We start from the raw sequence: 11,777 nt of genomic DNA, 5'->3' as shown, positions 1-11,777 counted from the left end.
CCCGTCAGCGGAGATATTCAGGAAGGCGTGCGTCGCGAGAGACCAGCCAGATCGGCTCAGGCCTGAACCGATGCGCCCAGGGCTGCATCGGCCTCGCGGACCGCACGCACAAATGCGGTCATCCGGGCGTGGTCTTTCACGCCCCGTGCGGCTTCGATTCCGCTGCTGACGTCAACAGCGTACGGCCGCACGCGTTCAATCGCGCCAGCGACGTTTTGCGCGCTCAACCCACCACTCAAAACGAGCCGAGGAGCGGCGCTTGTGGTTGGCAAGGATGGCGATTGCGGGAGCCATTGCGGGGGAATGAGGGTCCAGTCGAAAACATGGCCGCCGCCGCCATAACCCTCGACAAATGCGTCGAGCAGCAGGCCTTGGGCAACGGCAAACCGATCTGCGAATTCTACCAAATCGGCCCCGGGCTGAACACGCAGGGCGCGCAACCAGGGCAGCCCTACCTTTCCGGCGATCTCGGCGCACAGCTCTGCCGGCTCATCACCGTGGAACTGAAGCAACGTCAGCGGCACTTGGTCGAGCACGCGCGCCACATCATCGGCACTGGCGTTGACGAACAGGCCCGTCACGGTGACGAACGGACCGGCGCGGTGCGCCAGCTCTGCCGCACGTTCGATCGCGACGTAACGCGGGCTGGGTGGATAGAAAACAAGCCCGATCGCATCGGCGCCGATTGCGACGGCGTGATCGACATCGGCAGGCTGGGTCAGGCCACACAGCTTGATACGGGTACGGTGCAACAGCATGGCGGAAGCGGGATTCACAGGCCGGCGTGCTCGTCGAACACGCCGCGAAACAGGCTGGACGATGCCGGAGACGCCGGCAACGAGAAAGCATCAGGATAGCCGACCTCGGCGAGATACAGGCCGTCGGGCATGAAAGTTGGCGCGGCGGCCACGCGGCTGCGGGCGGCCAGCACATCGCCCATCCAGGACACCGGCTGGCGGCCGCGCCCGATCGCCAGGAGGCAGCCCATGATGTTGCGCACCATGTGGTGCAGGAACGCGCTGCCGCGAATGCGCACGAACACCCATTCGCCCTCGCCCCGCACCTCGACTGAATACATCGTTTTGACGGGCGACTTGGCTTGGCATTCGGCCGCGCGGAACGACGAGAAATCGTGCTCGCCTACCAGAACCTGGGCCGCCTCGTTCATGGCTGCCACGTCAAGGGATTGGCCGGGCGGCAGCATCACGTAGCCGGCCTTGTCCTCCAGCAGCGGCGCGCGCGTCGGCCCGAAGGTCAGCGCGTAGTAATACGTGCGGCGATGCGCGGAGAAACGCGCATGAAAATCCTCCGGCATCTCCTGCGCCCATCGCACGGCCACCGTCGGCGGCAGAAAGGCATTGGTGCCGCGCACCCACGAAAACGACTCGCGGACGAGGTCGGTATCCAGGTGGACCACCTGGCCCAGCGCATGCACACCAGCATCGGTTCGCCCGGCCACCGTGGTCGGCAGCGCCACGCCGGCAAACTGCCGCAGCGCCGACTCCAGCGCGTCCTGAACGGTATTGCCGTGCGGCTGCGATTGCCACCCTGAAAACGCGGCACCGTCGTACTGGATGCCGAGCGCGATGCGCGTCATGCCTTGTGAGTCCCCATGCGGAAAGAAAAACGCCGGCAGGATACCACCCTGCCGGCGCTGTCGATGGCGTAGAGCCCTGTGCGTCAGCCGATCTGGCGCATCAAGGCCTGGGCCTCGGCGTGGAAAGACGGATCGCCCAGGTCCAGCACTTCCTGCAGCAGTTCGCGAGCGCCTTCCTTGTCGCCGATCTCGATATAGGCCTTGGCCAGATCGAACTTGATCTGCAGATCGCGCACACCGTCGGCACCATGCTCGCCGGACAGCGTGTGCGGCAGGTTAGTGTCCAGGCGGATGGCCGATTGCGGCTCGTCGTTCGCGACCTCGGCGTGCTCTGGGTAATGCGGCTCGGATTCGAAGTGCATCGGGGCCTGCGACAGGTCGGTCGGCTGGGCCCAGCTCGGCAGGCCTTCCTCCGCTGCAACCGAGGCTGCAGGAGCAACCGTTTCTGCGGCAGGCGGCGTCGGGTTCAGATCCAGCGACAAGTCCGAAAGATCCATATGCAGCGGGGGCGCGGCAACGGGCTGATAGGCCTCGCCAGCGTGCGCGTTGAACTGCGGCAGATCCGCTTCAGGTTCGGCGTGCACCTTGAAGATGTCCGATGCCTCTTCCGGCGCGGTGATCGGCTCGCCTGCCGCCGGCGCGGGGAATGACTCCAGCGGCAGATCGAAATCGGCCAGTTGCGGTGCCTTGGTCGACGGCGCGGACGGGTCCAGATCCGGAGACAGCGTAGTCCAGTCGTCCCCACGACGGGTGGTCTGGCCCGTCACCGTCGGGCTGAGGGCCTCGGCGGCCACCGCGGCACCCACACCTGCCAGCGCAGTTGCACCTGCGACTGCGGCACCTGAGTGGCTCGGTTCAGCATGCGCTTCGGCGCCGGGATGGTGTCCATCACCCTGCACCGTCAGATACAGCGGGTTGGCCGGATCGAACTTGCGGCCCATCGCCGCGGCGTCTGCCCATTCCGGCGACGCAGCGCCAACTTGCGCCAGCATCTCTTCAGCAATGGTCTGGAAGCCATGGGCGTCCTGACGATTGGCGTAAATTTCCATCAACTTCAGTCGAATGGCTTGGCGCTCCGGATGTTGCTCCAGTGCCTCGCGCAGGATTTCTTCGGCTTGCACGTCGCGACCGTAGGCGATGTAGACATCGGCCTCTGCGATCGGGTCGACTTCATTGCTCTCGTTGCCGCCGCCAATGCGGAAATCCGCACCGAACACGCTGTGCTGCGAGGTGTCGACGCTTTGACCGCCGGCCGCACCAAACAGAGAGTTGGCGCCCGCCATCACAGTGCTTTCCTGTGACAACAGGCTGTCCTGGAAGCCATGTGCCTGCTCAGGTTTCTGCTGGCGACGGCGATACACCACCAGACCACCCAGCAGCGCGACCACCAAGCCGCCCAGGCCCAGGGCCATCGGGTTGCCCAGCAGCGACGAGAGGAACGATTCTTCTTGAATCGGGGGAGGCGGGGCCATAACCACCGGCGCCTTCTTCGGCGCGGCAGCCGGAGCCGACGCAGCAGCAACCGGTGCACTGGCAGTCGCTTGCGGAGCCGAGGCTGCAGCCACAGTCGCCGATGCGGCCTCCGGTGCGGAAGCCGCCGCAGCAGCCGTCGCCGACGAAGCCGGGGCAGCAGCAGCCGTTTCCGCCGGAACCGCTGCAACAGGAGCCGGGGCAGACGCAGCCACCGGTGCCGGCGCATTGGCCGCGGCCACTGCCGGCGCGGCCGTCGACGGCGCAGCACCAGCGGCCGGCTTGGCACCACTGGCTGCCTTGGCCAGTTCAGCGTTCTTCAATTCAACCAGGCGCTGCATGTCGGAGAGATTCTTCTCCAACTGCGCAACGCGTGATTCCATTTCCTTGAGCGCACGCTCCTTGGCGACGAGTTCCTCATCGCGAGCCGCGGCCGCACCGGCCTTGCCTGCGCGGTCGGCCTTGGAGAGACGCAGTTCGTCACGGCCGCTGGCAGCCGGCGTGGCTTGATCTTGCACGCGGGCCGACACACTGCCGCTCTGTTGGCGGGCGGAGTCGGTATCCGTCGCTGCGTTGGCCTCAGCCGCCGTTGCGAGGCGGTTGCGGTAGCCGGCAAAGCCGGACGTCTGCGCGATGACTTCGCGGCGGGCTTCGCGCGCAGGCGTTTTCTGCGCCTCCGCCTGTGACGGCACTTTCAGCACCGAGCCGGTACGCAGCCGGTTGATGTTGCCGCCAATGAAAGCATTGGGATTGTTGCGATACAGCGCCAGCAGCATCTGGTCGAGCGACACGGCGTCCTGACCTTGCGCGGCCGTCGACGCAACGTCGTACAGGCTATCGCCGCGTTGCACGGTGTATGAGCCACCGGGTGTAGCGTCCGGCGCAGCGGCAGCAGGAGCAGCTTGCTGGGCACGCGCGGTTTGGCGAGCGGCGCGAGGCTGGCGCGACGGTGCCGGCGCGGCAGCGGCCGGAGCAGCCGCTTGCGGTTGGGCAGCCGAAGCAGCCGGCGCCGACTCAACGGCGCCCGGCGTCGTGGCCTGCACAACCGGCGTCGGCGCGAAATTCTGTGCGGTATTGCTGGAGCCCACCGGGTCCAGCAGGAACGTATAGGCACGCGAAACGTGACCGCTCGCCCAGTTCAGGTCAACCAGAACATCAACGAACGGCTCGGCGACGGGCTGGGTCGAGCGCAGACGCACCACGTAGTTGCCATTCGACTGGCGCTCAAGCGAGGCACGCAGCGAGGAGACGATCGGGTTGTAGGTCAGCCCGGCACGCGAATAGGCTTCCGGCGCAGCCAATTTGGCGACCAGGTTTTGCGCCTCTTCGGGCGTCACGCCGGCCAGATCGATTTCGGCCTGCAGCGGCTGGCCGAGGCTGGAACGCACGTGCAGCGCGCCGAAACCGGCCGCGTGCACAGCGGGTTGAATCAGCAGCAGGCTCGCCGCAGCAAACGCGACGGCCGACCAGCGAGGACTGCGATGGGACGATTCTCTCCGGCGGTATTGGCTCACCCTCACCTTCGACTCCGTTATCTTTTAATGTGCAAACGAACTTAACATCAACGAGTTAGCGCAGCAAGTTCACCCAGAAAGTGAACTGCTGGATAAGAATCACCGTCAATCTTTATGAAAACGACACAATTGGCGAGATTCTGAAGCACCCGACGTACCCCCCGGAATGCGCGTGCTTCATGTGGCGCTAACCCTTCCCCGTGCCCCGTCCACCCCACGAATGGGCGGACAGCGTTCCGGCCGCTATTGTGTACCAACGTTACAGACCGTGGGCGCCCAGATGGCACAACGCCGCGCAGGCCGCGCGGCGTTGGTTGAAAAAGCACACTTTCTGTTGTCAGACCGCAACGACACCGTCGGATGCGCAGCCCGAAAACGAAAGCAAAGCCTTGATCACTTGCCCAGCAGGATACGGAGCGTGCGGCGCAGCGGCTCAGCGGCACCCCACAGAAGCTGGTCGCCGATCACAAAGGCGCTCACATATTCCGGCCCCATATTGAGCTTGCGCACGCGACCCACGCCAATTTCCAGGCCACCCGTGATGGATGCCGGCGTCAGTTCCTTCTCGGTGATGCTGCGATCGTTCGGGACCCACTTCACCCAGGGGTTGCCCGAGCGGATGATCTGCTCGATTTCGTCCAGCGGCAGGTCGCGCTTGAGCTTGAGCGTCAGGCCCAGGCTGTGGCATCGCATTGCGCCAATCCGCACACACAGGCCATCGACTGGAATCGTCTGCGCCGTGCCCAGGATCTTGTTCACTTCGGCCTGGCCCTTCCACTCTTCCTTCGACTGGCCGTTGTCGAGCTGCTTGTCGATCCAGGGGATCAGGCCACCCGCCAGTGGCGCCGGGAAGAACTCAGTCGGCACATCTTCGCGGATGGTCTTGGCAACCTTGCGGTCGATGTCCAGGATGGCGGATGCCGGATTGGCCAGCTCATCGGCCACGGCACCGTGAATCACGCCCATGCCCTTGAGCAGTTCGCGCATGTGGTTCGCACCACCGCCCGAAGCCGCCTGGTAGGTCATCGAGCTGACCCATTCGACCAGGCCTTCGCGGAACAGGCCGCCCACGCCCATCAGCAGGATGGAGTTGGTGCAGTTGCCGCCGATGAAATTCTTGGTGCCGGCCGCCACCGCGTTCTTGATGAGCGACAGGTTGACCGGGTCCAGCACGATCACGGCATCGTCTTCCATGCGCAGCGTCGAGGCGGCGTCGATCCAGTAGCCGTTCCAGCCGGCAGCGCGCAGCTTCGGGAAGACTTCGGTCGTGTAGTCACCGCCCTGGCACGTGATGATCGTGTCGCAGGCCTTCAGTGCTTCGATGTCGTTGGCGTCGGCCAGCGGCGCATCCGTCTTGGCGAATGCGGGTGCCTTGCCGCCGGCGTTGCTGGTGCTGAAAAACACGGTGTCGATCAGGTCGAAATCCTTTTCTTCCTGCATGCGCTGCATCAGCACGCTGCCGACCATGCCGCGCCAACCGACGAGACCTACCTTCATGATTGTGAACCTCTAGTGATTTTCCCCGCCTCGGTCGCCCGGCGTGACCGCGCGGGGAAGGCGAACGGACACGACGGACGATCTACGAGATCGTTTTTTTGGTAATGATTTTGGTGGTCGTGCGAATCTCGACAGGCGTCATGCGAGCGCGCGCGGCGGTGCCCTTGGCGGCGATAGCCAGGGTGCCCAGAAACCCCAGTACGAGGACGGGGAGCGCGATCGAGATCATCTGCAAAAATATACACGATTTGGCGGTCACACAATGCACTGCAGCATGTGTCCACCGAAAAAACGACGATTGCTGCACCGGATGTGACGGCACCGCAACGCGCGTTTTGAGTTACAAGACAGCGACCACCGCGTCGCCCATCTCCACAGTGCCCACCTGTTTGCAGCCCGGCGTCAGGATGTCGCCGGTCCGGTAGCCCTGCGCCAGTACCTTCTTGACAGCCGTTTCGATGCGATCAGCCTGCTCGGCCTTGTTCAGCGAATAGCGCAGCATCATCGCCGCCGACAGGATCGTCGCCAGCGGGTTGGCAACGCCCTTGCCCGCGATGTCCGGCGCGGAGCCGTGCGACGGCTCATACAGGCCCTTGTTATTCGCATCGAGCGACGCCGACGGCAGCATGCCGATCGAGCCCGTCAGCATGGCGGCCTCGTCCGAGAGGATGTCGCCGAACATGTTGCCGGTGACGATCACGTCGAAGTTCTTCGGCGCCTTCACGAGCTGCATGGCCGCGTTGTCCACGTACATGTGCGACAGCTCGACTTCCGGATATTCCTTGTGCACGTCGGTGACGATGTCCTTCCAGAACTGGAACGTCTCGAGCACGTTGGCCTTGTCGACGCTGCAGAGCTTCTTGCCGCGCTTGGCGGCGGCCTGGAAGGCGACGTGCGCGATGCGGCGGATTTCCGGCTCGGCGTAGCGCATGGTGTCGAAACCTTCGCGCGCGCCGGCGAACAGCCCGTCGGGCGCCGCGCGCACGCCGCGCGGTTGGCCGAAGTAAATGTCGCCATTCAACTCACGCACGATCAGGATATCCAGACCGGCAACGATTTCCGGCTTGAGGCTCGATGCGCCGGTCAACTCGGGATAGCAGATCGCCGGACGGAAATTGGCGAACAGCTGCAGGTGCTTGCGCAGGCCCAGAATGGCCTGCTCCGGGCGCAGTTCGCGCGCCAGCGTGTCGTACTTCCAGTCGCCCACGGCGCCAAACAGGATCGCGTCAGCTTCCTTGGCGAGCTTGAGCGTGTCTTCCGGCAGCGGATGGCCCTTGGCCTCGTAGCCCGCGCCGCCCACCGGGGCGAATTCCATCTCGAACGACTCGCCCAGCACCTTGAGCACCTTCACGGCCTCGGCGACGATTTCCTTACCAATGCCGTCACCCGGCAACACTGCAATCTTGGTCATGTGGTTATCCTTGTTGTTCTGGTGTCCGCTCAGCCGACGAGCTTGTGGGCGAGCCACGGCATCCTGGCCAGGCGCTGCGCTTCGTAAGCCTTGATCTGGTCGGCGTAGCGCAAGGTCAGACCGATGTCGTCGAAACCGTTGAGCAGGCAGTATTTGCGGAACGCGGTGATGTCGAACGGATACGCCGTACCGCCCGGCGTGACGACGACCTGCTTGTCCAGATCGACGGTCAGCTGGTAGCCGGTAAAGGCTTGGGTCTCGTTGAACAGGTGGTCGACCTGCGACTCCGTCAGCACGATCGGCAGCAGGCCGTTCTTGAAGCAGTTGTTGAAGAAGATGTCGGCAAAGCTCGGCGCGATGATGGCGCGGAAGCCGTACTGCTGCAGTGCCCACGGTGCGTGCTCACGCGAGCTGCCGCAGCCGAAGTTCTTGCGCGCCAGCAACACCGAGGCGCCCTTGTAACGCGGCTGGTTCAGCACGAAATCCGGGTTCAGCGGACGCTTGCTGTTGTCCTGGCCGGGCTCGCCCACGTCCTTGTAGCGCCACTCGTCGAACAGGTTCGGGCCAAAGCCGGTGCGCTTGATCGACTTGAGGAACTGCTTCGGGATGATGGCGTCGGTGTCGACATTCTCGCGGTCGAGCGGCGCCACGAGGCCGGTGTGGATGGTGAATTGTTCCATGATTGCTCTCTCTATCCTGCCGCTCAAGCGAGCTTGCGCACGTCGACGAAGTGGCCTTCCAGCGCGGCCGCAGCGGCCATCGCCGGGCTTACCAGGTGGGTGCGTCCGCCCGCGCCCTGACGGCCTTCGAAGTTGCGGTTGGACGTGGACGCGCAGCGTTCGCCCGGCTCGAGGCGGTCAGCGTTCATGGCGAGACACATCGAGCAACCCGGCTCGCGCCACTCAAAGCCCGCCGCCTTGAAGATCTTGTCGAGCCCTTCGCGCTCGGCCTGCTCCTTCACGAGGCCCGAGCCCGGCACGACCATCGCCAGCTTCACGTTCGACGCAATGCGCTTGCCCAGCTTCTGCACGACCCACGCCGCGGCGCGCATGTCTTCGATGCGGCTGTTGGTGCACGAGCCGATGAACACCTTGTCGATGTTGATGTCGCTGATGGCGACGTTCGGCTGCAGGCCCATGTACTCCAGCGCGCGCTCCATGGCGTTGCGCTTGTTCGGGTCTTTCTCTTTATCGGGATCCGGCACGCGGTCTTCAATGCTGACCACCATTTCCGGCGATGTCCCCCAGCTCACCTGCGGGCGAATCTCTTCAGCACGCAGTTCGATCACCTGGTCGAAGTGCGCACCCTCGTCGGATCGCAGCGTGCGCCAGTAGGCGACGGCCTGCTCCCACTCCACGCCTTGCGGCGCGAACGGACGGCCCTTGATGTACTCCAGCGTGACATCGTCCACGGCGACGATGCCGGCGCGGGCGCCTGCCTCGATTGCCATGTTGCACACCGTCATGCGGCCTTCCATCGACAGCGCGCGGATGGCCGAGCCGCCGAATTCCATGGCGTAGCCCGTGCCACCGGCCGTACCGATCTTGCCGATGATGGCGAGCACGATGTCCTTGGCCGTGCAGCCGCGAGGCAGCGTACCTTCCACCTTCACCAGCATGTTCTTGCTCTTCTTGGTGAGCAGCGTTTGCGTGGCCAGCACGTGCTCGACTTCCGAGGTGCCGATGCCGTGCGCGAGCGCGCCGAACGCACCGTGCGTGCTAGTGTGCGAATCACCGCAGACCACCGTCATGCCCGGCAGCGTCGCGCCCTGCTCCGGCCCGATCACGTGCACGATGCCCTGGCGCTTGTCGTTCATCTTGAATTGCGTGATGCCGTAGCTGTCGCAGTTGGCATCAAGCGTATCGACTTGCAGCTTCGAAACCGGATCGGCAATGCCGTGCGAACGATCGGTGGTCGGCACGTTGTGATCCGACACGGCCAGGTTTGCGCTGATGCGCCACACCGGACGCTCGGCTAACTTCAGGCCCTCGAATGCCTGCGGGCTCGTCACTTCGTGCAACAGTTGACGATCGATGTAGAGGACGGTCGTGCCGTCTTCTTCGGTATGAACGACGTGATCGTCCCAAAGTTTGTCGTAGAGCGTCTTGGCCATCATGCGATCCGTACACAACGCGCCATCTGAAATCAGGGCCGTTGCGCGAGCAGTTTCGTGGGGAGTGATCGATTATGCCACCCGGTGCATCGGGCACCGGACGTGACTGACGAAAGGGGGTTTCGCCATTTCGCGAAGGCCCTTTCCGGGCACCTCCGGCGACGTGCAACAAAAAACCCCGCCGGTTTCCCGAGCGGGGTTTCTTCAAGGCGAACAGCGTGGCTTAGCGCTTGTCGATCGACGGCACTTCGCGGGTGGCTGCACCGTTGAACAGCTGGCGCGGACGGCCGATCTTGTATTCCGGATCGGTGATCATCTCTTCCCATTGCGAGATCCAGCCCACCGAGCGGGCCAGCGCGAAGATACAGGTGAACATCGAAGTCGGGATGCCCAGCGCGCGTTGCACGATACCCGAGTAGAAATCGACGTTCGGATACAGCTTGCGGCTGACGAAGTACTCGTCTTCCAGGGCAATCTTTTCCAGCTCCATCGCCAGCTTGAACAGCGGGTCGTTATGCAGACCCAGCTCATTCAGGACTTCGTGGCAGGTTTCCCGCATCAGCTTGGCGCGCGGATCGTAGTTCTTGTACACGCGGTGACCAAAGCCCATCAGGCGCACGCCGCTGTTCTTGTCCTTCACCTGCTTGATGAACTCGGGCACCTTGTCCACGGTACCGATTTCTTCCAGCATGTTCAACGCAGCTTCGTTCGCGCCACCGTGCGCCGGGCCCCACAGGCAGGCGATACCGGCAGCGATGGCTGCGATCGGGTTGGTGCCCGACGAGCCCGCCAGACGCACCGTCGACGTCGAGGCGTTCTGCTCGTGGTCTGCGTGCAGGATGAAGATGCGGTCCAGTGCCTTCTCCAGCACCGGGTTCACCTTGTAGTCCTCGCACGGCGTGGCAAACATCATGCGCATGAAGTTGCCCGTGTACGACAGGTTGTTCTGCGGGTAGATGAGCGGCTGGCCGATGTTGTACTTGTATGCCATGGCCACCAGCGTCGGCAGCTTGGCGATCAAGCGGATCTGCGAGATTTCACGCTCGCGCGGATCATTGATGTTGGCAGCATCCGGATAGAACGCGCTCATGGCACCAACCAAACCCGTCAGCACGGCCATCGGGTGGGCGTCACGACGGAAACCGCGCAGGAAGAACTGCATCTGCTCGTGGACCATGGTGTGATTCGTCACCACATGGTTGAACTCTTCCTTCTGCTTGGCGTTGGGCAGCTCGCCCTTCAGCAGCAGATAGCAGATTTCCATGAAATCGCACTTGCTGGCCAAATCGTCGATGGCGTAGCCGCGGTACAGCAGCTCACCTTTGTCACCATCGATGTAGGTGATCTTGGAATTGCACGACGCAGTCGACATGAAGCCGGGGTCGTACGTGAACTTGCCCGTCTGACCGTACAGCTTGCGGATGTCGATCACGTCCGGGCCAACCGTGCCCTTGTAGATCGGCAGCTCGACGCTGGGCGAGCCATCGGAAAACGATAGGGTGGCTTTCACTTCGGACGGCGTCATGTCGGTTTCCTTCTCTGCTGTTTATAAAATTGAAGTCGGGAGACTCCCGCCAGACGGATCGAGGTCGCCGGCCGGGGGCGGCTGGACCGATTCGTCTTGCGGCAACCTCTCGCGCGCCGGTTCAGACCGAGCGCAGCAAGGTCAGGACGTGCTGAATGTGGGGCACGTCGAGTTCTCCCTCCGGCTCCTTGCGTGCAAGCAGGAGATCCATCAGGTCGTTGTCGGGTAGCTCGAACAACTGCGAGAGTGCGGCAACGTCGTCATCCGACAGTTCCGTCTCGTAGCGATTGAAAAAGCGCTCGACGATGATGTCGTTCTCAAGCAGGCCGCGTCGGGCACGCCAGCGCAAACGGGCACGCTTGTGCGGATCGGACTGATGGGAGAACGTCGGAGTGTTCACAGCAACCATACTTTCTAGAAATGTGTCGCCGGAGAAACCGCTCCGGCGACACACAATGCCAAAGTGCCCTGACTCGCGCCTTACACCGCGCGGCGCACCATCAATTCCTTGATCTTGCCGATGGCCTTGGTGGGGTTCAGACCCTTCGGGCACACATCGACGCAATTCATGATGGTGTGGCAGCGGAACAGGCGGTACGGATCTTCCAGATTGTCCAGACGTTCGCTGGTGGCCTGGTCGCGGCTGTCGG

Annotated in this window: 10 protein-coding genes and 1 pseudogene; all 11 read right to left on the bottom strand. The window is 63.5% G+C overall.

The window, feature by feature from the left end:
* Positions 1-56: 56 nt before the first annotated feature.
* Positions 57-758, bottom strand: a complete 702-nt coding sequence (locus tag CFE42_RS20355; RefSeq protein ID WP_004634418.1) for a phosphoribosylanthranilate isomerase — start codon at positions 756-758, stop codon at positions 57-59.
* 14 nt (positions 759-772) lie between these two features.
* Complete coding sequence (gene truA, locus CFE42_RS20350) at positions 773-1,597, bottom strand: tRNA pseudouridine(38-40) synthase TruA (RefSeq protein ID WP_004634420.1); 825 nt, start codon at positions 1,595-1,597, stop codon at positions 773-775.
* An 83-nt stretch (positions 1,598-1,680) separates the two neighbouring features.
* Complete coding sequence (gene tapV, locus CFE42_RS20345) at positions 1,681-4,587, bottom strand: FimV/HubP family polar landmark-like protein TapV (protein ID WP_004634422.1); 2,907 nt, start codon at positions 4,585-4,587, stop codon at positions 1,681-1,683.
* Positions 4,588-4,974: 387 nt separating this feature from the next.
* Complete coding sequence (gene asd / locus CFE42_RS20340; protein WP_004634424.1) at positions 4,975-6,078, bottom strand: aspartate-semialdehyde dehydrogenase; 1,104 nt, start codon at positions 6,076-6,078, stop codon at positions 4,975-4,977.
* A gap of 82 nt (positions 6,079-6,160) precedes the next feature.
* Entirely contained in the window at positions 6,161-6,337 is a 177-nt protein-coding gene (locus CFE42_RS20335; RefSeq protein WP_193747945.1) for a hypothetical protein, read from the bottom strand.
* A gap of 81 nt (positions 6,338-6,418) precedes the next feature.
* Positions 6,419-7,489, bottom strand: a complete 1,071-nt coding sequence (gene leuB / locus CFE42_RS20330; RefSeq protein ID WP_004634428.1) for a 3-isopropylmalate dehydrogenase — start codon at positions 7,487-7,489, stop codon at positions 6,419-6,421.
* Positions 7,490-7,518: 29 nt separating this feature from the next.
* Complete coding sequence (gene leuD / locus CFE42_RS20325; protein ID WP_004634429.1) at positions 7,519-8,169, bottom strand: 3-isopropylmalate dehydratase small subunit; 651 nt, start codon at positions 8,167-8,169, stop codon at positions 7,519-7,521.
* Positions 8,170-8,192: 23 nt separating this feature from the next.
* A complete protein-coding gene (gene leuC / locus CFE42_RS20320; protein WP_004634430.1) occupies positions 8,193-9,602 on the bottom strand; it encodes a 3-isopropylmalate dehydratase large subunit in 1,410 nt (469 codons plus the stop codon).
* Positions 9,603-9,825: 223 nt separating this feature from the next.
* Positions 9,826-11,127 carry a citrate synthase gene (gltA, locus tag CFE42_RS20315; RefSeq protein ID WP_004634431.1) on the bottom strand — a complete coding sequence of 434 codons (1,302 nt, stop codon included), beginning with the start codon at positions 11,125-11,127 and terminating at the stop codon, positions 9,826-9,828.
* Between the two features lie 121 nt (positions 11,128-11,248).
* Positions 11,249-11,536 (bottom strand): succinate dehydrogenase assembly factor 2, encoded by a 288-nt coding sequence (locus tag CFE42_RS20310; RefSeq protein WP_009241006.1) that lies wholly within the window; start codon positions 11,534-11,536, stop codon positions 11,249-11,251.
* A 71-nt stretch (positions 11,537-11,607) separates the two neighbouring features.
* Positions 11,608-11,777, bottom strand: a pseudogene (gene sdhB / locus CFE42_RS20305) (succinate dehydrogenase iron-sulfur subunit); the annotation flags it as partial.

Origin of the sequence: Ralstonia sp. PBBBR1 (genome assembly GCF_002256165.1) — a bacterium.
Taxonomy (GTDB): domain Bacteria; phylum Pseudomonadota; class Gammaproteobacteria; order Burkholderiales; family Burkholderiaceae; genus Ralstonia; species Ralstonia thomasii.
This window is presented reverse-complemented; position numbering and strand designations above follow the sequence as displayed.